Genomic DNA, 21244 nt, shown 5'->3' with positions numbered 1-21244 from the left:
TACATGCAATATAGAATGTGAACAATTTATAAAAGATGAATACGTATTGGATTTAAGAATCATGAATTCGTACCATTAGTTGTTAATCCAAAACACCAAATTTACCTTGAAAAACCTATTCATCTGTTTCTTTTTTGCATTGGGAATTTTAACCCTATTTCAGGCTTGTGATTCCACAAATTCTCCAAATAGCCCCTTAGAAAATTCCCCTTTTATTTCAGATTTCTCAATATCTCCATCAATTATAGAATTTCAATCTGGTAAAGATGAATTTAAGGATACTACTGTTGCTGTTACCCTAAGTGCTTCCGTTCAAGATTTGATTGAAGAAGATATACCCCGATATGTAATTGTCGATAAAAGGGATAATGAAATTCTCTACGATGGAGAGCTCAATCAAGTTGATGGTAATAATTTTGAAAGGGTTGTAAATATTGAAACAAATACGACTTCATTTGAGCAGTACATTATTAATCTATTTATTGCAGATGAGAGTGGAGCAGGTAATTATGCTCAGGGAAAACTTACTATAACAGGTTTATCAAACAACCCACCTGAAATTTTAGAGGTTAATAATCCTGAAGAATATGAACGCCCCTCAAGCGGTTCTGAAGATGTTCAATTTACTGCTAAGGTGACCGATGTTGATGGACAGAATTCCATATCCGGAGTTTTTCTACGATTAATAAGTCAAACGACTGGTGAGGTGGCTAATTCTCCCTTTCGATTATTTGATGACGGAACATCTTTAGGCGATCAAGTTGCCAATGATTCTGTATATACTCTTACCTTTCCCGTTAGTTCAACCAATCAACTTCAAACCTATGATATACTGTACTATGCTATTGATCAGGGTGGATTGGTAAGTGATACCGTTAAAACTACTTTTAGTATTGTTGAATAAATGAAGAAATTATTTACCGCAGTTTTATTTCTCGCCGTTTCTAATTTGGGATATTCACAAGTGATTGGCCCCATAGATGATCAATTCAATTCCATCCGGCAAAATGGAGTCAGCTCCATTGCAGCTATCGGTGATACCGTTTGGATTAGCCCTTCTTTAAATAGAAACATTAATAATGGAATGGAGTGGTATTATCCGGAAAACGCAGATAGTGTTTACAATGATAAAGGAAGAGTATTTTCGCTTGCCTTAGCCCCGGATACAGTAATAGCAGGATTAGGCTTTTCCTCTGATAGCCCTGACGGTTCAGTACCAGCCGGATATGGCTTTTATAAAAGTATAGATGGTGGAAGTACATGGAAATTTGAAGATTTTCCATTTGATAATCCCCCCTCTGAAGAATGTCAAAATAGCAGCTCAGGCTATGATCCGGATTGTGATATTAAATTTACATATGGTGGAATTCAGTACAACAGAGTTCGCAACAATGTAGCACAACAATCTCCCCCATATGCCACTGATATTTCCGGGAATGTGATTTTGAGTTCAGTGTGGGCTTCCGGGCTTATTAGAAGTACTAACTTTGGAGAAACTTGGGAGCGGGTCATTTTACCCCCTTCTAATGTTTCAGAGATGACTCCGGATAATCAATATCAGTGGATCGTTACAATTAACGGTGAAAATTATAATCGATATGATCCACGACAGGATAATAATTTATTAGGCTTTGGAGTCCTTATCGACTCCCAAAACAGAGTTTGGTATGGAAGTGCAGCCGGGATTAATATTTCTGAAAATGCACTCACTGCTCCCATAGATAGTATATCCTGGAAACACATTCGTTTTGATAATTCCCCAGACGGGTTGTTGGCAGATTGGATTATAGCCATTGAAGAAGAGCCCGGTACCGGACGAATATGGATGACCAACTGGATAACCACTCAACCCCAAAGACAAGGTTTGGTTTATACCGATGACGGCGGTGAAACATTTACCCAGACACTAATTGGTGAACGCATTAATGATATAGGCTTCAAGGATGGATATATCTTTGCTGCTGGAGATAACGGCCTTTTCATTTCAGATGATGAAGGAAAAACCTGGATCAAATCTCCAACGGTAAAAAGCCCGAATGCTTTTATAAAACCATCGGCAGAGTTTTATTCTGTTGCAACAACCACAGATCGTGTATGGATTGGAACCGAAGATGGAATCGCATCCACCGATGATTACGGTAAAACTTGGGAAATCACCCGGGTCAATTTTCCGCTTAAAGGAGGCAACATTCACGAACCTGATGCTCGAAATGCAAGCTCTTATGCATACCCCAATCCCTTCTCTCCTACCCAACATGAACTGGTTCGGATTAAATTTGAAGTTAAAAACCAAGGCAATGTCAACGTTCGCATTTTCGATTTTGGAATGAATCTGGTTCGTGAAATTGAAAATAGCTCATATCCATCCGGTACTTATGAAGCTGTTTGGGATGGTTACGATGGAAACGGCCGGAAAGTAGCTAATGGTCCTTATATCTATGTGATTGAATCGAATGGTAAAAAAGTGAACGGTAAAATTTTGGTGGCAGATTGATGCAAAACTTTTCTCTAAAGATACTTTCTTCCCTTATTCTCATTGCATTGATGAGCTTGTTGCTTACCATGGAAATTCAAGCCCAAAACGGGGGATTTGCAGGAGCCTCATCCCGAATTGGATACAGTGCCCGAGGTATGGCTATGGGCAATGCAATGTCAGCTGTTACCTCCGAAGGGGCTTATGCGTATTATAATCCTGCCCAAGCGGCATTATTCTTTACTACACAGCAATCAGATTTTACTGTAGGCGCTTTAAAATTTGATCGTGTTTTTCAAAGCACTGGAGTTCAGTTACAACTTCCACCATCTGCAGGCATCTCTTTTAGCATTTTAAGAACCGGTGTTAAGGATATCGATGGGAGAACGTTAAGCGGGTATCCGACCAATATGTTTGATGCTTCAGAATATCAAGTTTCCGGTAATTTTGGGATTCGACTTTCTGAAAAACTCAACGGAGGTGTTGGGGTTAAATTCAACATTGCAGACTATCATCCAGATTTGGATAATGCCACCGCTTTTGGGATTGATGTAGGCTTACTATACAATATCAATGAACATTTAAATGCTGCTTTCTCTGTTAAAGATTTGATTGCAAACTATGTATGGAATACTTCAGAATTGTATAGTTTAAGTCAGGCCCGGGATGTTACCAATGAATTTCCAACAAGAATTATCCTTGGGTTAGCCTATCAAGCGGATTCGTTTACTGTTTCCGGGGATTTTGAAATTCAATCTTATACTTCTGAAACTCGTGATCCCGGTATTTCTATTATTGGCGGCACTCCAACATTTACGGATTCAAGGCCAGCAGTCAACACCCATTCCAAGCAAATCCGTTTGGGAGGCTCCTGGCTGGCTCACGAGCGGCTCACTCTTCGCGGCGGATGGCAATTACCGGATGCTTCCAATATCGACAGCTGGACCATGAGCAGCGGATTTTCCATTCATCTGCCTTTTGATGTATTTTCACCTTCCATTGACTATGCTTTTGTAATGGAGCCGAACCGAATTTCTAACATGCACATTTTTTCACTACGGTTGAATTTATGAGAACAATATTGCTCAGTAGTCTTTTTACCTTGATAAGTGGAGCTTTGATGGCCCAAGGAACCGGCTTTGAAGTGCTTGGAATATCTCCAACACCGTATTCACTTTCCAAAGCAGAAGCGACCGTTTCTAATACTGATGGTGCTGCTTCTATTTATTCAAATCCAGCCTTATTAGCTTACAATCAAACTTCTACCATTGATTTGGGATATTCTTTTTGGATCGCAGGTGTCAATAACATTTTTGGCGGAGTTAACTTCAAAAAAAACCGAAGAGCAGTAGCCTTTTCTTTTTATTCCTCAGGTTCCGATGATTATGAGCAACGAAACAATCCCGGTTCTTCCAATGGCAATTTTTCTATTCAGTATGTTTCTCTTTCTGCTGCCTATGCATACGATTTTGAATATTTTGCTTTAGGAGGAGCGGTTCAATATTTGAATGAAAATATTTTTACCTACAGGGCTAACGGATATGCTTTTAATATTGGAGGAGCTACCCAATTCTTAAATGAAAGGGTTCGGGCAGGAGCCTCCGTAACTAATATTGGAGAAATGCAGAAGTTAAACGTAGAGCGGACTCCGTTACCCACCAATTTAAAAATTGGTACTTCAGCAGATATCGCAGAAGTCTCAGCTTCAAAAAATAATGAACTTCCTGTATTAATTTCTGTTTTTGCTGACTTTGTACACCCTCTTGAGGAAACAGAAGATAAAGATTTTGCCGACTATTCGGTTTCAGATAACTATTTTAACCTGGGTTTAGCCCTGACAGTCGCAGATGCCTTAGAAATAAGTGGTGGTTATAAAACACAGAATAATGCAAGACCGGTCTCATTTGGGGCTTCATTCACAACTGATGAAATATCCGTCAATTATGCGTTGATTCCTTTCAATACCGGGTATGGAACTGTACATTCCATCGGAGTGCAGTACAAATTTTAATAATCAGGAACATTCATGGAGACAACTTCTCTGGATGAGGTATATGCATCCCTAAATGAGGATGCCGATACCATTTTTGTGGTCCCCTTAATTAGGCATAGCCACAAAAAAACAGATTACCTATATCTGCTGTACAAAAAGCTAATAGAGTCAGATGATTATAATATCAACTCAATTAGTGTTTTTAGTCACTTTAAACTAATCACGGGGATCTTAACAAATCGAAATGCCATTCTTCATTACCATTGGCTCGAATTCCAGGATTTCAAATCTCTATTGGGAATGCCATGGAAAATGCTGTGTATTTATCTGTTTCATCTGCTTGGCGGAAAGATTGTCTGGACTTTGCATAACGAATTTCCACACGATCAAAAGTATTTAAAGCTGCATTCTTTTTTGCACCAAAAAATGGCCAACTGGGCTGATCTTTTGCATGTTCATTGCAAAACTGCGGTTTCAATTATGAGTCTACGACTTAATGCTCCACAAGAAAAGTTTAAACTGGTTCCACACCCTGAATTTCCGGCCTCTCCATTATCATCTAATAAAGCAAGAGAACAACTGAATGAGCATTATAATATTACGCTATATAAACACAATAAAGTATTTTTGATGTTCGGTAACATAAGTCAGTACAAACAAATAAAAGAAGTAGCTGAAATTGTAATCGATATTGAAGAAGACTGTTACCTTATGATTGCAGGGCCCGTAAAAAAGGGTAATAATGAATTATATTACGACCTAAAAGAACTTGATGAAAACCATGAACGTATAGTTTTAATCCCGGACTTTATTGAAGAAGATATGGTTCCGGTTTTTTATTCAGCAGCGGATGTTTGTGTTTTTAACTATCGTGAAATTTTATCCTCAGGGGGATACCATATGGCTAAGGCCTATAATAAACCTGTAATTGCTCCAAATTTGGGGTGCTTATCAGAAGAAGGGGATCAATCAAATGTTCATTTATTTGAAAGTCAGGAAGAACTGAGGCTTTTAATGACGGAATTCCTTAGCTCTTAAGAATGGGTAAACTCAAGCAAAAAGCATTTTGGATAGCCACCGGAGACATCATAGGCCGTGGTTTTTCTTTTGTTACCTCCATTTACTTAGCCCGTACCCTGGGAGCGGAATATTATGGGCTTATTACGGTAGCCATCTCCATTCTTGGATATGCAACATGGTGCTCCGATTTAGGCCTGATAAATATTGGAACCCGGGAAACAGCCAAGAAACCTGAAAAAAGAATATTCCGGGTTATAGAGATTTTCAGAGCAAAAATATTCCTCGGAGTTACCGTATTAATACTATCATTTTTGATTTTTGCATTTGTCGATCTCCCAAAAGAAAATAAACTGGTTATCGTCGGGTACTTGTTATCTTTGGTTCCTTACATGTTCTTGTTAGAGTGGCTTTATTCAGGTAAACAAGAATTTGGCAAGATTACATTGTCCAAAGGATTGAATGGATTGGTTTATTTCCTGTTGGTGATCTTCTTCGTTCAGTCTTCAGATGACGTAACTTTAGTACCTTTGCTATACATCATGGGGGTCAGTACAGCAGCCCTGGTGCTTGGTACTTTTGCATTTCGAGGAAGTCCATTTAAACTACCTTCCAGAGGAATTCAACTCTATCAAGATCTGCTTAAGACAAGTTCATATCTTGGGATCGGTCAGTTTTTTACTCAGATTGTAACCCTTCTCCCTCCCATTTTAATTGGATTTATAATTTCTCTGCAAGATGCAGGTATCTACGGCGCTGCTTTTAAAATCGTTATCATTGCTATGATGTTAGACCGAGTGTTTGTACAGCTTTTCTTGCCAAACTTATCCTCAGTTTGGAGCATCGATAAACACACGGCTTCTAAAACCGTATCTACTGTCTTTCGTTTTACCGCAGCCGGTGGGACTTTAATTGCCTTGTTCACAGCTTTAGCCTCAGAACAAATTATAGGATTTCTTTACGGTGCAGATTATGCTGAAAGTGCTGCTATACTTAAAATTCTATCGGTCATGATTGCCGTTACATTCATAAATAGCTTATTCTCATTTGGCTTAATAGCAACCAACAGAGATCGTGAATATTTTGCAGCTACCGGTATTGGCGGAATAATTTCCGGTTTTTTGATTGTTATTTTTACGGCTTATGGAAATATTTTATTGACTGCTATTGCAGTATCCTTAGCTGAAATTATTATAGCAGCATTTACTTATTTCAGATTTAAGAAAGTGATACCTAACAATTATCTGCGACCTATTTTAATTTGTTACAGCTCTGGAATAATGTTATTTCTGATTTTGAGTTTTATACCTTTAAAGCCAATTGTGAATGCCTTTGTGGGAGCTATTCTGTTTTTGATGATTATTCTGAAGTTCAATATTGTTAATAAAGATCATTTAGATTGGGCAAGGGAAAAAATAACTCAATGAAAAAAAGACTCTGTATTGGAATTCTAAACCTTTCGACTGAATGGAGCAATCTGCTTGATGATGTAGGTGTTTGGTATGAACAAGTAGATTTCAAAAACCCGCTGGTTAATAATTACAGTCTCATTATACTAAACAAACGACTTGCTTCTGCTCAGGTTTTACAGGTTGAACATTTCTTAGAAAATGGAGGGACTGTACTGGAGATGAAGGATATCCACCCATTTACCAAAAAGGGCTATATTGAATCAGACGATGCAGATACCCTTCTAAACAGATCAAAACACCCGGCCTTCGAGCATATTCATTCTGTGGACTTGTATGCAGATGTGTGCCTGCATAAAGAGACAAAATTACTTGGTGGGCTTATTCACTTCCAGGTTTGGAAAAAAGGTGTTGTAGGCTTTTTTGGGGCAGATATTATTGCGCTTTTTTCTCGCGACAAATACCACAGGAAGAAATTTTACAGTCCCGGTAATAAATTTCCTAATGAAATTGTAAACAGTGTTTCCAAACATGAACTGAAAGATGCTTTTACCATAACATTGCGGGAATTGCATCACCGGTCGGGTTTGCCCTATATCCAAAAGTGGACTTCTCCAAAAAAAGCTCCTGTATTTTGTTTTCGAATTGACACTGATTTTGGAGATAAAAAATCCATTGACAACCTTTATGAAGTTCTAAACGAACATCAAATAAAAGGAACTTGGTTTTTGCATGTCAAAGCTCACGAAAAATGGTTAGATCACTTTAAAACATTTGAAGAACAAGAATTGGCCCTTCATGGTTATGAGCACGGTACTTCAAATTCCTCAAAGAAAATGCAATCCAACATCGAAAAGGGGCTAAAATTATTACAAAAAGCAGGTATTGAGCCAATAGGTTACTGTGCGCCGTACGGGATTCATAATAAAGCTTTAAAGCAGGCATTGGGAGATTTTGATTTTCGTTATACTTCTGAATTCACCTTTAAGTACGATGGTTTCCCTACTCAGACCGGCCTCAAAAATTCCCCAATTCAACTTCCCATTCACCCCATATGCACAGGAAGTCTAAACAGGCTAAACTATTCTGAATCGGATATGGCGGCTTATTTTGCTCAGGTAATGGAAATGAAAATTGGCCGTCATGAACCGGTAATCTTTTATCACCATCCCCTTCAGCCGGGATTAGATGTTATAAGTCACTTAATGGAATTAGTGAATCATAAATTACTTACCAACATGACGTTTCATGAATTCGAAGCTTTTTGGAAAAGAAGAGCCCTTGCAAATTTTGAGGCCTGGTACGAAAATAATTCCATACAAATTAACTGTACTGACAATAAACTACATTTCCAGGTATTTAATACACAAAATGGATTCAACCGTGTTAGAGCCGGACAGCAAACGGATCTTGAAAAAACTCCCGATTTTGAATATTCCAACTCCTATCTTCTAAGCATTCCGGAAGTTAAAAATATGAAGGCCTTTGATATTAGGCTTATAAAAACCTCATTGTTGGATTGGAAGAACAGGATTCGCCTATGAAAGTTGGAATTATTGTCCCTATGAGCATAGCTGCTGTAAATGGAGGTTTGCGTACGCAGGTCAATTTCACGGTGAATCATTTAAGAAATTTTGGGGTTGAACCGGCCTTTATCTCGCCTTTTGACGACCTTGAAAAATCTGAATTGGATCTTGTTCACGTGTTTGGTTCCTCTGTTGAAAACTCAGGCATAGTGTCTCAGTTAAAGCAATTTGATATTCCGATTATTTTATCTCCTGTTTTTTATTCGAATCGCAGTGCCTCCTTCATTGCCAAAACTATAAAGATTGAAAGATTTTTGGAAAGATTCGGAAGTGGAATCCGTTCAGATTTTAGCATTAAAGCCAAAATTTGTGCACAAGCAGATCTAATCATCCCTAACACAAAAAAAGAAGCTGAAATTGTTAGTGAAGGATTTTCAATTTCGAATGATAATATTGCGGTAATTCCAAATGGAGTTGAAGAACGGTTCGCCAAAGCAGACCCAGAATTATTTCACGAGAAATACGGGATTACGGATTTTGTTTGTTTTGCAGGACAGGCCGGTGCACCTCGAAAAAATGTAGAATTGCTGTTAAAATCTGCACCAAGCCTAAACGCCCCTCTTGTTATCATAGGAGACTTCTCAGATAATGATTACGGTTCAAAATGCAAAAAAATAGCCGCTGAATTAGATACCGTAACCCTGATTGATAGCCTTGACCATGACTCAGACCTGTTAGCATCCGCTTATGCTGCTTGTAAGGTTTTTGTACTTCCCTCCCAATATGAAACTCCCGGAATAGCTGCTATGGAGGCTGCTTTATCCGGTTCTAATATTGTGATCACAGAGAAAGGTGGAACAAAAGAGTATTTTTTGGATTATGCAGAGTATATTAAACCCGGTTCAAAATCTTCCCTGATACAAAGAATTAATCAAGCGCTGAGCAAAACCTCTTCAAATAGTCTTAGAGATCATATACTAAATAATTACACTTGGCATAAAGTGGCTGAGCTTACATACAATCAATATAAACGGGTGTTATCGTGAAAAAGATTCTCATCTCCTTCGGTACCCGTCCTGAGGTTATTAAATTGGCCCCTGTAATTAAAGCCCTAGAAAATGAATTTGAGCTAACCGTGGTTCACACCGGACAGCATCTGGAACTTGCACAGTCTATGTTTGAGCTTTTTGATATTAAGCCGGATATCAATCTTGATATCATGAAGCCAAATCAGGATTTATTTAGCCTGACTGCCGATTTATTACCTCGTCTTAAATCTATACTCCAAAAGGTCCAACCTGATTATGTGATGGTTCAGGGTGATACCACCAGTTCCTATCTTTCAGCATTGGCCGCTTTTTATTTGAACATCCCGGTCTTACATGTGGAAGCGGGATTGAGAAGTCATAATATGCTGTCCCCCTTTCCCGAAGAAATGAATCGAAGACAAATTTCCGTAATTAGTCATTTTCATTTTGCTCCGACTCCACAAAGTAAAGCGAATCTTATAGCTGAAGGGGTGCCGGAATTATCAATTTCAATAACCGGAAATACAGTAATTGATGCGCTGCATATGATTAAAAATTCTGAAACATACGCTAAAGCAAGACCGGAGATATTAGCCGGAATGAATGAAGGGCAAAAGTTGGGCATTCTGACTGCACATCGCCGGGAGAATCATGGTAAACCTTTGGATAAGATTTTAAAGGCAGCTAATCAGCTTATTGAAGAATTTAAAGATCTGATCTTAATCTTTCCTATGCACCCCAATCCCAATGTTAAAAGAGCGATAGAAGCTGCAGAAATTAATTCTTCGAGATTTATTATAACTGAGCCATATAGTTATCTGCCCTTTTTGCATCTGCTTTCAGCCTCTGATCTTATTATGACCGATTCAGGGGGCATTCAAGAAGAAGCCGCTGCCTTGGGTAAACCTGTATTGGTACTCAGAGAAGAAACCGAACGCATGGAGCTGATTGAAGCCAATATTGGCACTTTGGTTGGTCACGATATTCCAACAATTTTAAAACACGCTCGTTCTATTCTGGCTTCAGAAACTAATATTGATCCTTCCGATGTATTTGGAGATGGAAAAGCGGCTCAAAGAATAAAAGAAGTGCTAATCAATCAGCTGTAATCCTGGAATTCATCCACCCCTTCCGGACCGTAATCGTCGGTAAAAAACTGAATGGCTCCTACCGTAATTCCTTTCAATACAAAGATGATGAAGACGGCCATCAAACCATACTCTTTGAATACCAATATCATCACGAGATAAGAGAGAAAAAGTAAAAACTTCCCTTTCTGTTCGCGAATGGTCTTGCGATCAAATTTTGGAATTTTATCAAAAGGAAGCGTACTCACCATCAGGAATGAGATAACTACAATAAAGGGAATAAGTACAGAATTGACCCCATTTTCTAAAAAAGTAAATATATCGAGTGATTTACGAAAGGTTAGAAAAAATGCTCCCAGCATAATTGCTTGGGCCGGGATGGGTAAACCAATAAAGAAATCTTGGGTGGGTTGTAAACGGGCATTAACGTTAAATCTTGCAAGCCTTACGGCTCCACATAACGGAGGCAATGCACTTACTATAATCCCCACAAAACCTAATTGATGAAGACTCCAGGAATAAATAAGGAAACCCGGAGCCACACCAAATGAAACCATATCACTTATGGAATCTAACTCGATCCCGAAATCACTGGTTGCATTGGCAAGACGGGCCATTAGTCCATCAAATACATCAAATAAACCAGCAAGGGCTATAAGCCACGCGGCTCGCTCAAATTCACCATCAGAAACCGATATAATGGCTAAAAATCCACTGAATAAATTCATCAAGGTGAAAAAACTGGGTACGGCAATTTTTTTATTTACCGGCGGTTTAGAATCTTTTCTTTTTTTTTGCCGCTGCTTAAAACTGTGATATTTTTTTTGAATGGGATATTTCATGGTTTAATTTCTCCCAACACTGATTCACCTGCTATAGTTTTATCTCCAGGCTGAACTTTGATTTCTACTCCGGGCGGAACTACAACATCCATCCGGGAGCCAAACTTCATTATGCCAAACCGTTCTCCGGCCTTTAAAGCATCCCCTTCCTCAATACGGTAAACAATTCTACGGGCAAGAAAACCGGTAATTTGTCTAAAAAATATTTGTGTCCCTGTTGGGTGAAGCACTCCAAAGTCTGCCCTTTCATTAAGCTCAGAAGCGTGTTCAGTCCATGCCATGAGATATTCACCGGGATGATACTTAACGTATTCTAACGTACCTGAAACAGGATTTCGATTGACATGAACATTGAGTGGAGACAGGAAGATACTGATTTGGGTTGCCTTGCCTTTTAAATAAACATCTTCATCTACCTCCTTCAAAAAAACCACTTTTCCGTCAGCAGGTGACAAAATTAGGTTTTCATTTTCAGGAATTGAGCGGTCAGGATCTCGGAAAAAGAATATAATGAGCCCGGAAAGGCCGATCATCAGTGCATAAACAACAATGGTAAACCAGTGATCCAAAAAATAATATGCAAACCCACAGACCAAACTTGAAATGAGTAAAACTAAGCCAATTGTAGGATAACCGTCTTTTGCCAGCATATTAAAGTCCGAAATACCTGAAGGCATCGTTAAACATTACATAAATAAAAAGTCCTACCATCAAGAAAAAACCAATCTGTTGGGCTACCATTCTTACTTTTTCAGAGGGTTCTCGTCTGGTAACCCCTTCGTAAATCAAAAAGACCAAATGGCCACCATCTAAAGCAGGAATGGGTAGAATATTCAGTATTGCCAAGGTTATACTCAGTAATGCCGTGATATTCCAAAACCCTATCCATCCTGCCTGATCGGTTGCTTCTTTGGTGATATTAGCAATGGCGATGGGACCACCTAAGTTTTGCGATACCGAAATATCTCCGGTTATCATACGGGTGAATCCCTGAACAATACCTACAGTTTGTTCTTTAGTTTGATTATACCCTTCTGCAATGGATTCAAAGAACCCGTATTCAATAAGTTCTACCCCTAAGGTTTGCATGCTTGGAGAGACAATACCAATCGTTTTAGTTTCCTGATTTGGAGTAATGGAAGCATAAAACAAGGATTCATCCCTCTGAATACCAAAATTAATAGGACCTTCACTGTTCTGTATAATTTCAACCAGTTCTACCCAATAACGAACAGTATCTCCGTTGGCTGAAACAATCCGATCTCCTGGCTCAAGTCCTGCTTCATCTGCAGGATTACCGGCCGGAACAGAAGAAATTTCACTGGGGTAAAAATATTCACGTTCTATAAATCCCCGAGTTTGCAAGCTGTCTAAATAGTTTGAAGAAACCGGCACAGTTATTTCTTCTTCACCCCTAATTACGGTATATCTTAAATCATCTGCAGTAAGTTGCGAGGCTGAAAGTAGTTCGTTAAAGTAGGTAACCCTATTTCCGTTCACCCCAACAATTTTGTCTCCTGTTTCAAACCCAATTTCACTTAAAATAGAAGATTCCGGCACATACATACCTTGAGACTCTTCTATTGGTAAAACAGCCTTTCCATTTGAGTAGGTCATCCCGAAATAAATTCCGAAAGCTAAAATCATATTAAATATAACCCCTGCTGTTATGGTAATAATACGCTGCCAAACAGGCTTACTTCTATATTCCCAATCCTCTGGTTCCTTGTCAAGGTGCTCGGTATCCATGCTTTCATCAATCATCCCGGATATTTTCACATAACCACCTAAAGGAGTAGCTCCAATGCAATAGTCAGTATCCCCTTTTTTAAATCCCCATACCCTTGGAGGAAACCCTACGGAAAAACGTTCTACACGCATACCAAAAAATTTGGCGGCTAAAAAGTGGCCGAGCTCGTGTATAAACACAAGGATCATCAAAGCTCCACCGAAAATCAGAATTGTATTTAATAAATTTAAAAACCAGTCCATGTAAATTATTTAATAATTGATTGCGCGTATCTTCGCGTTTCTTTGTCAATTTGTTTTAGTGTGTCGGGGTTTAAACTATCACTCAAGTGAATGTTAGCCAAACTTTTTTCAACAATTTTTGGGATGTGAATATAATCAATTTCTTTATTCAAAAAGCGCTCTACAGCTACTTCATTTGCTGCATTTAAAACGGCCGGAGAATAACCCCCTTGCTCAATACTTTCCAATGCTAACCTAATACATGGGAATTTATTAAAATCAACGGGTTCAAAGGTTAATTCTTGTGCTTTACTCCAGTCCATTCGGGGTATGTCCAAAGGGTATCTCTTTGGATAACTAAGTGCGTACATAATGGGAACTTTCATATCAGGAAGGCCCAATTGTGCTTTGCTGGAACCATCGGTAAAAGTTACAATAGAATGAATGATACTTTCGGGATGAATAACGGGTTCTATTTGCTGAACCGGAATATCAAAAAGCCAATGTGCTTCAATAATTTCAAGCCCTTTATTCATCATAGTGGCAGAATCGATGGTGATTTTTGCACCCATACTCCAATTGGGATGATCTAAGGCCTGCTTTACCGTTACTTCTTCAAGTTGTTTTTTTGTTAGTTCTCTAAAAGGTCCTCCACTTGCCGTGATTATTATTTTTTCAATACCACCTCTTGATTCTCCAACTAAGCACTGTAGCATTGCACTATGCTCAGAATCAACGGGTATAAGAGCAGAATTTGAGTTCTTTAATGCTTTTCTGATTAGCTCTCCACCAACCACCAATGATTCTTTATTAGCAAGAGCCACTTTCTTTCCGGCATGGATGCCAGCAAGGGTTGATTCAAATCCTGCAAACCCAACCAAGGCGTTTAATACCGTATCTACATTTGGATGGGATGCCATTTCCGGCAGGTTTTTCGGGCCGACCAAAATTTCTGTTCCAGAAACAGATGCTTTTACTTCCTTATAAAAGGCAGGGTCTCCTATTACTGCAAATTCCGGCTTAAACTCATTGATCTGTTCTACTAATAATTTCCAGTTAGAATTACCGGACAGAGCAATGACTTCAAACTTATCAGGATGTTTCCTGATCATCTCAAGTGTTTGCGTCCCAATAGATCCGGTTGATCCAAGAATGGCTAGTTTTTGTTTATTCACGGAGTTTTGAGTTTAATTTTGAACGAATTTCTACCATACAACACACCAATTATTAAGCTTTGAAATTAGTCATTCGAATATCAAAACCCCATTTCTTTAGCAACTTCATACATTTGGGCATGTGCAACCACGGTTTCTTCTAAAGTAGGAGCATATCCCCCTGATAATAATAAGACCAAAGGCAGGTTTCTTTGCGTAACTGTTTCTATAACAATTTGATCGCGTTCCCTTAATCCATTCAGACTTAAAGACAATCTTCCAAAATGATCTTTTTCAAGTGGATCAATACCTCCCAAATAGAAAACTAAATCAGGTGAAAATCTATTGAATATCTCATCAATTGCAGAAATGAGCGTTCTGTTATATGCGGCATCTCCTGTTTTATCAGCTAATCCAATATCAAGATCAGAAGGTGGTTTTTTGAACGGGTAGTTGTTTTCACCGTGTATTGAAAAAGTAAATACGTCTGGGTTATCCACAAAAATAAAAGCTGTTCCATTTCCCTGATGAACGTCACAATCTATAACCAGCACCTTGTTAACCCACATTGACTGCTTCAAAACTTTTATGGCCACTGCTACATCATTATAGACGCAAAATCCTTCTCCATGATCGGGCATTGAGTGGTGAGTTCCACCTGCAAGGTTACCGGCTAATCCATCCTGAAGCGCCATTAATCCGGCATTAATTGTCCCTTGAACCGCCAACCTTGAACGAATAGCCAATGATTTACTCCATGGCAGCCCCATTCTCCTGATTTCTTTGCGGTCCAGTTCTCCGGTCCACACCGCTTTGGCATACCGATCTGTATGGGCAGTGATTAAATTGGCGAAATCTACCATGGAAGGTTCAACTATTTCAGCACCCGTTATCGTACGATTTTGTAGAAGGTAGTCGTGAAGTCCGCTAAATTTCTTCATGGGAAAAACGTGATCTTCCGGAATATTTGCTACATAACCTGGACTGTAACTGACTCTCAATGGCTCTGATCTTATTTAAGCTTTATGATTCCCATCATTCGTCCGCTTTTCTGTCCTTGGCGTCGATAGGAGTAAAACTGCTCTCCTTCGATGGTACACGATTCATCTAATTCAATATTTGAGCCAAGCATTCCCGACTGAATGATTTGGTGGCGTATAAACCCCTTTAAATCTACATGGGGCTTTTTGTACTTCTTTCGATCTACAAATTCTTTAGGAAATTCTGATGCCACCTCTTCCCCAACCTCAAAATTTACTTGAGAAATACAGGGGCTTATATATGCTTTGATATGTTGCTCTTCCGCCCCCAGTTGCACCATTTTATCAATGACTTTAGGTACAATATTAGCTACAGCGCCTCTCCATCCTGCATGTGCAGCACCTATTACTTTATTTTTTTCATCAGCCAGTAAAATAGCAGCGCAATCTGCAACCTGAATGGCTAAAGCCAAACCCGGGGTATCTGTCACAAAACCGTCTGTCTTTTGGTAGGTTCCTCCCTCAATTACATACTTAATATCTGTTTTATGAATCTGCCTGCCAAATGCTATCAATTCTTCATTAGTATCAATTTCTTGGGCTAATAGTTTTCTGTTTTTTAAAACAATTGATTCTTTTTCAGCTGTATTCAGCCCAAGGTTCAACCCAGGGATATCGTTATCGGTTTGAATCAAATAATGATTTCTCAGGGTAAACCAACTATCAATAACCTCACTTTCGAATATACTTGGCTTTATGAATTTAATACGGGAAGACATCATCCAGCTTCATTTTAATAAGTCCTAAAGGAAATTCTAAACCCGTCCACAACCTGAATGATTTTGCCCCCTGGTGGATAAGCATATCAAGGCCACCAATGGGTATACCTCCGGCTTCTTTTGCTTGTTTCATAAAAGTTGTTTCGCGGGGATTATAAACTATGTCGTAGCAAATTTTATCTTCTAATAAATAAATTTCATCATTTCCGACGGGGGTCGCATCGGTATTTGGGACCATGCCCAAGGGTGTGGCATTAATTATAATGGCGGCTTCTTCAGCATATGCCGACCAGTTTTCATAATTACACATGGTGATTCCTTCTTTATCATCATATCGACCGGGTCTTCTTGAAACCATGACTATTTCTTCAACACCCATTTGATGCAAAGCAAACGTTATAGCTTTGGTTGCCCCCCCGGTTCCAAAAATAATAGCTCTTTGGCCAGACAAGTCGTTTTCATGCTCTTCAAGAGTAACTTTGAACCCGTAGGCATCGGTATTCTCTCCCACAATTTTGCCATCCCGCTTAACGATAGTATTAATGGCTCCTATTTGCGCAGCTTCCATTCCCAGAGTATCCATTGCATCAAATAACATCTCTTTATATGGAATAGTAATATTCGCCCCTAAAAATTCAAGACGATTAAGATGAGCTATCAGTGTCGAAATTTCACTGTTTCTAACTGCCACGGCATGATAAGTTGCTTTTAAATTATGATGCTCCAAAGCAGTGTTATGCATCATTGGGGATACACTATGGCTAATAGGGCTGCCAATCAATAAATAATGGGGCTGACGGCTGGACTCAGACTCCAAAAACTCCTTAAAATCCATTTATTCTCTAAATTCTGAAATTGAAATAAAAACAACTCTAAAACGATACGAATTATTTCAGGGAATTTGGAGCATTGTTTTATGAAGATTTGTGAATGAATGATGCTAAATATTGGAGAAATAAAGCCTATAAATATTATCACTTGCTCCCTGATTCCTTGACTAAGTAACAATAAAAAAGCCCTGCAGGCAATCTACAGGGCTTTTTTAGTCAGTACCAAAGGTGGGAGTCGAACCCACACTCCCGAAGGAACACGATTTTGAGTCGTGCGCGTCTACCAATTCCGCCACTTTGGCTTAACGAGATTTCAAATATAAGAGTTTAGCTGTATCAACCACAAAGTTATTACCAATAATTATGAATATCAGCTTCAATAGTTTTTGGGGAACCTTTTATGCTTGGATCATTTAAAAAGGGATAAATCTGTAACACATGCACTGTCATTTACTCTTGTAAACAAAAAAGAAGGACTGATTATGCTAAAATATATATTTCTATGTTCTGCGATCGCTGCCGGATATTTGCTGTATTCTACTTTTCCAGTGTACAATGGGCCGGGAGTTATGGTTGAGGAGGAACCAGCTATTAAAAATTTAACTTGGGAAAAGCCTTTTAATTTCAAAGGAGCTGAACTAATACCACGAAAAACAATGGAAGCTGAAGTTCAAGTCATTAAGAAGAAGAGATACTTATTTGATGATTTTAGTCAATACTCTCCTATCGATGCTGTTGTGGGCTGGAATGAACTATCAGATAAAAGAAACCTTGACTATATCTACTTTTCGCTTAATGACCGATCGTTTGATTTTGAAGTATCTAGCCCTCCTCTTGAATTAGAAAAAATAAAAAATAAAACAGCCTTATGGCATTTAATTCCTGCTACAGCAGAAATCGATGAAAAGATTAAAAAAATCAGGAACGGAAATATTATTAAGGTTAAAGGCTTATTAATTGATCTTAAAAATGGAAATAATTTTAACTATAAAACTGAGACACTACTTTCTTCTAAAAGAAATAAACAGGGATATATCCTTTGGGTAGAATTTAATGTCCGATAAGCATCTCTAACTTATTATTGATTGTATTATCCGTAAAAATTATTTTAATTCAGTTAACTACGGATTGATTATGTTATTAGTCCAAAATTTTAATTTAATTTTGTTTTTATGTCTGACAAACAAAAGGGTACAGTAAAGTGGTTTCATAATTCAAAGGGCTACGGCTTTATAAGTACTGATACCGGCGAAGATGCTTTTGTGCACTATTCTGAAATTCAAGCTGACGGGTTTAAAAAACTAAGACGCGGTGAAGAAGTTGAATTTTTATTAGATGAAGGTGATAAAGGGTTACATGCCAAAGAAGTAGTCTCCCTAAATACTTTTCAGGAAGATGCTGACCAAGAAGATGCCGAGGCTGAATAAAAATCTATGACATGGATTAAAGACGCCTGGCTTGACGTTATCATCCTGCTTTTTATTATCTCGTTGGCTTTTTATTCTAATTCTGTATTAGAGATAGTTTTGTGGGTATATACGGCCCTTTTGCTACTTAGCAAATTGCTTGCACTTTTTATGCCTTCATTGCAACGAAGAGCCAATAAATCGGAGGCCCCCTCTTTATTTTATCATATAATCTATGGAATTACTGTGGCTGTATTGCTGTATTCCGGATTTTATTATTTAGCAGGTGCTTGGATTATTGTGTGGGGAATTTCGGCCTATAATTTTGTCACAACCAATAAATCTAATACCTGAAATAATAGTCTTTGAATTTTAAAGTATTTACTCATCCAATATTTTTAGCCTTATTTGTCTTGACTATTTTCAACTGCCCGGATAAAGTCAAAGCTCAGGATAATAAAATTGTTCAAAGAATTAGCTTTTGGGGAGGTTATTCTACTACTTCAGTACGGTTTCTGGGGAAAACCAGGGACGCAAAATCACAAATTATTGCTTTCGGATATCAGCGAAAACTGATGGAATATAAACCCGATTATTATTTATGGTTAACAGCCGATATCATACCCTATCTACACTATGATTATTCCAAAAGAGATGAATCTGGACGACCAGCTGAAAGATCTGGTGCCGGTATTTCTCCAATCGGTTTTAAGATGGTCAATACTATTTCCAACTTATGGAACCCATTTGTTAGTACATCAGGAGGTATAATTTACATGAATAAAAAATTCCCAACTGATAAGGCTCGTCAATTAAACTTTACTTTTGATATTAACATAGGTAATACTATTCATTTGAATAATAATTCGTTCTTATCTTTAGGATATAAATTCCATCATATATCAAACGCTCAAACCGGAAAAGAAAATCCGGGTTTAGATTCAAATTTTTTCTTTTTAAAAATTTCAATTCAATAACACATTATGGTCATTAAAGCAGAAATCATTACATCAAAAGGCACTATTAATATTCGCTTATTCTCCAATAAAGCTCCTAAAACCGTTGCTAATTTTGTCAATCTTGCAACAAGAGGGTACTACGATGATCTGAATTTCCATCGCGTTATTAATGATTTCATGATTCAAGGAGGTTGCCCTAATGGTGACGGCCGCGGTGGACCCGGTTATCAATTTGAAGATGAATTTCACCCCGAACTTCAGCACGATGAACCCGGTAAACTTTCAATGGCAAACGCCGGGCCCGGAACCAATGGTAGCCAATTTTTTATTACCCATGTCCCTACCCCTTGGTTAGATGGACGGCATACCATTTTTGGTGAAGTGCTTTCTGAAGGCGACCAGGAAATTGTAAATGCTATTTCTCAGGGAAATCAAATAGATTCAATAAACATCGAGGGTGAATACGAAGAGCTCCTAAAAAGTATTGATGAAGTAAATAACTGGAATGAGACATTGGATGAAAAGTTCAATGGCCTCAACCCACCGGCAGTTTAAATTTAAAAATATTGAAATTTGGGTAAACCTTTTTGATTGAAAATCGTAGGGACGGCATGTCACAATAAATCAAAAATAGCTACCAAAATGATTAAGCGAATTCTACCCCTCTTAATTTTTTTAATTGGGTTCCTTCTGTCTGCAAATGTGCTTTATGCCCAAGACAATAACGATGATATTGAACTTGAATATCGTAAATGGCGGGTAACCCTTTTCCCTCCCCTAAGTACAAATGGACTTGAAGCCCCAAATTATACCGCTCGATATTCCATAAATTTCCTCGGTGGCTACCATGGAGGACTTGATGGAGCTGAGTTTGGAGGTTTAATCAACTACAATAAGTATTATACTCATGGTGGGCAATTTGCAGGACTGGCCAATATTTCAGGCAGAGACATGCTGGGTATAAATTTCGCCGGTATCACAAATATTTCTCAGGGTGATATGTCAGGGATTCAATTTGCGGGACTTGTGAATCATTCCGGAAATGATTTAGAAGGTATACAGGGTGCCGGTATTATCAACTTTTCCGGTGGGAACTCCAGCGGACTTCAATTTGCAGGTGTTGCGAGTGTTTCTAACGGGGATTTGGAGGGCCTACAAGGTGCCGGCGTGATAAATTCAGCTTTAGGTGATATCTCAGGTTTGCAGGCAGCCGGTGTTGCGAACATTGCAAAAGAAGATGTTGAAGGATTACAGGCTGCAGGAGTTTTAAACTTCGCAGGCTCCGATATTTCAGGATTACAAGCATCAGGTGTTTCTAATATTGCTCTTGGTGATATTGAAGGCCTAATGGCTTCAGGTGCTTTCAATTTTGCCCGAAATGATGCCAGTGGCTTCCTTATGACAGGCGGAATCAACTATGCAAGAGACTTAGAAGGCGTTTCACTGGCCGGTGTTGCAAACATAGCCCGGGAATTAGAAGGACTACAGTTTGCAGGTATTCTGAATGCCTCTCAATCTGCTACGGGGTTACAAATCGGAATTATAAATGTAGCTCAAGAATTTGAAGGGGTCCCAATTGGTTTTATCAGTTACTATGGCAATGGACGTAAGAACATTGACGTACGATTTTCGGATGGCGGATTTACGGATATTGGACTTACACTGGGAACACATCGAGTATATAACTCAGCTATTTTTGGATATAATACCTTAGGGTCTTATGAAGTATAGCATGTTATGATTGTTTGTAACATATTGCTATACAATGGTTAACAAGTATTATAAACGT

The 21244-nt window shown here is 38.5% G+C and carries 22 protein-coding genes and 1 tRNA gene; 15 read left to right on the top strand and 8 right to left on the bottom strand.

Features of this window, described 5'->3' with window-relative positions; translation table 11 throughout:
• Positions 1-106 precede the first annotated feature (106 nt).
• From RI561_RS08715 to wecB, 9 genes are read left to right on the top strand one after another with little or no spacing between them, the layout of a single operon-like run.
• On the top strand, positions 107-904 hold the full coding sequence (locus RI561_RS08715; protein WP_395079848.1) for a hypothetical protein: 798 nt from the start codon (positions 107-109) through the stop codon (positions 902-904).
• Complete coding sequence (locus RI561_RS08710) at positions 905-2494, top strand: FlgD immunoglobulin-like domain containing protein (RefSeq protein WP_395079847.1); 1590 nt, start codon at positions 905-907, stop codon at positions 2492-2494.
• On the top strand, positions 2494-3546 hold the full coding sequence (gene traF / locus RI561_RS08705) for a conjugal transfer protein TraF (RefSeq protein WP_395079846.1): 1053 nt from the start codon (positions 2494-2496) through the stop codon (positions 3544-3546). Before RI561_RS08710 ends, traF begins: the two co-directional genes overlap by 1 nt.
• Positions 3543-4484: a PorV/PorQ family protein gene (locus RI561_RS08700; RefSeq protein ID WP_395079845.1), complete on the top strand. Its 942-nt coding sequence runs from the start codon at positions 3543-3545 to the stop codon at positions 4482-4484. The genes traF and RI561_RS08700 overlap by 4 nt, the downstream gene beginning before the upstream one ends.
• 15 nt (positions 4485-4499) lie before the next feature.
• Entirely contained in the window at positions 4500-5504 is a 1005-nt protein-coding gene (locus RI561_RS08695) for a glycosyltransferase (protein ID WP_395079844.1), read from the top strand.
• 2 nt (positions 5505-5506) lie between these two features.
• Positions 5507-6910 carry an oligosaccharide flippase family protein gene (locus RI561_RS08690; RefSeq protein WP_395079843.1) on the top strand — a complete coding sequence of 468 codons (1404 nt, stop codon included), beginning with the start codon at positions 5507-5509 and terminating at the stop codon, positions 6908-6910.
• The gene (locus RI561_RS08685; RefSeq protein ID WP_395079842.1) at positions 6907-8436 is read left to right on the top strand and encodes a polysaccharide deacetylase family protein; all 1530 of its coding nucleotides are present in this window, start codon (positions 6907-6909) and stop codon (positions 8434-8436) included. The genes RI561_RS08690 and RI561_RS08685 overlap by 4 nt, the downstream gene beginning before the upstream one ends.
• Complete coding sequence (locus RI561_RS08680) at positions 8433-9464, top strand: glycosyltransferase family 4 protein (RefSeq protein ID WP_395079841.1); 1032 nt, start codon at positions 8433-8435, stop codon at positions 9462-9464. Before RI561_RS08685 ends, RI561_RS08680 begins: the two co-directional genes overlap by 4 nt.
• The gene (wecB, locus tag RI561_RS08675; RefSeq protein ID WP_395079840.1) at positions 9461-10555 is read left to right on the top strand and encodes a non-hydrolyzing UDP-N-acetylglucosamine 2-epimerase; all 1095 of its coding nucleotides are present in this window, start codon (positions 9461-9463) and stop codon (positions 10553-10555) included. The genes RI561_RS08680 and wecB overlap by 4 nt, the downstream gene beginning before the upstream one ends.
• Here the strand turns inward: wecB and pssA are convergent.
• The 8 genes from pssA to RI561_RS08635 all read right to left on the bottom strand — a co-directional run bounded on the left by pssA (position 10546) and on the right by RI561_RS08635 (position 17392).
• The gene (gene pssA, locus RI561_RS08670; RefSeq protein WP_395079839.1) at positions 10546-11376 is read right to left on the bottom strand and encodes a CDP-diacylglycerol--serine O-phosphatidyltransferase; all 831 of its coding nucleotides are present in this window, start codon (positions 11374-11376) and stop codon (positions 10546-10548) included. The genes wecB and pssA overlap by 10 nt on opposite strands.
• On the bottom strand, positions 11373-12053 hold the full coding sequence (locus RI561_RS08665) for a phosphatidylserine decarboxylase family protein (protein WP_395079838.1): 681 nt from the start codon (positions 12051-12053) through the stop codon (positions 11373-11375). Before RI561_RS08665 ends, pssA begins: the two co-directional genes overlap by 4 nt.
• Positions 12028-13368, bottom strand: a complete 1341-nt coding sequence (rseP, locus tag RI561_RS08660; protein ID WP_395079837.1) for an RIP metalloprotease RseP — start codon at positions 13366-13368, stop codon at positions 12028-12030. Before rseP ends, RI561_RS08665 begins: the two co-directional genes overlap by 26 nt.
• 5 nt (positions 13369-13373) lie before the next feature.
• Positions 13374-14522 carry a 1-deoxy-D-xylulose-5-phosphate reductoisomerase gene (gene dxr / locus RI561_RS08655; protein WP_395079836.1) on the bottom strand — a complete coding sequence of 383 codons (1149 nt, stop codon included), beginning with the start codon at positions 14520-14522 and terminating at the stop codon, positions 13374-13376.
• Positions 14523-14602: 80 nt separating this feature from the next.
• Entirely contained in the window at positions 14603-15442 is an 840-nt protein-coding gene (locus RI561_RS08650) for a histone deacetylase (protein ID WP_395079835.1), read from the bottom strand.
• Positions 15443-15513: 71 nt separating this feature from the next.
• On the bottom strand, positions 15514-16263 hold the full coding sequence (gene pgeF, locus RI561_RS08645; RefSeq protein WP_395079834.1) for a peptidoglycan editing factor PgeF: 750 nt from the start codon (positions 16261-16263) through the stop codon (positions 15514-15516).
• On the bottom strand, positions 16244-17095 hold the full coding sequence (aroE, locus tag RI561_RS08640; protein ID WP_395079833.1) for a shikimate dehydrogenase: 852 nt from the start codon (positions 17093-17095) through the stop codon (positions 16244-16246). The genes pgeF and aroE overlap by 20 nt, the downstream gene beginning before the upstream one ends.
• 215 nt (positions 17096-17310) lie before the next feature.
• A tRNA-Leu gene (locus tag RI561_RS08635) sits at positions 17311-17392 on the bottom strand.
• 102 nt (positions 17393-17494) lie between these two features.
• Here RI561_RS08635 and RI561_RS08630 point away from each other — a divergent pair.
• From RI561_RS08630 to RI561_RS08605, 6 genes are all read left to right on the top strand, one after another.
• A complete protein-coding gene (locus RI561_RS08630; RefSeq protein WP_395079832.1) occupies positions 17495-18154 on the top strand; it encodes a hypothetical protein in 660 nt (219 codons plus the stop codon).
• Positions 18155-18262: 108 nt separating this feature from the next.
• Positions 18263-18517, top strand: coding sequence for a cold-shock protein (locus tag RI561_RS08625; RefSeq protein ID WP_395079831.1), 255 nt, complete (start codon positions 18263-18265; stop codon positions 18515-18517).
• A 6-nt stretch (positions 18518-18523) separates the two neighbouring features.
• A complete protein-coding gene (locus RI561_RS08620) occupies positions 18524-18850 on the top strand; it encodes a hypothetical protein (protein WP_395079830.1) in 327 nt (108 codons plus the stop codon).
• A gap of 11 nt (positions 18851-18861) precedes the next feature.
• Positions 18862-19473 (top strand): acyloxyacyl hydrolase, encoded by a 612-nt coding sequence (locus tag RI561_RS08615; protein ID WP_395079829.1) that lies wholly within the window; start codon positions 18862-18864, stop codon positions 19471-19473.
• A 6-nt stretch (positions 19474-19479) separates the two neighbouring features.
• On the top strand, positions 19480-20010 hold the full coding sequence (locus tag RI561_RS08610) for a peptidylprolyl isomerase (RefSeq protein WP_395079828.1): 531 nt from the start codon (positions 19480-19482) through the stop codon (positions 20008-20010).
• Between the two features lie 87 nt (positions 20011-20097).
• Positions 20098-21186: a hypothetical protein gene (locus RI561_RS08605; RefSeq protein ID WP_395079827.1), complete on the top strand. Its 1089-nt coding sequence runs from the start codon at positions 20098-20100 to the stop codon at positions 21184-21186.
• Positions 21187-21244 lie beyond the last annotated feature (58 nt).

Origin of the sequence: Gracilimonas sp., from assembly GCF_031581265.1 — a bacterium.
Taxonomy (GTDB): domain Bacteria; phylum Bacteroidota; class Rhodothermia; order Balneolales; family Balneolaceae; genus Gracilimonas.
Note: the sequence above shows the minus strand (reverse complement) of the source record. Positions and strands in the feature narration are given on the sequence as shown.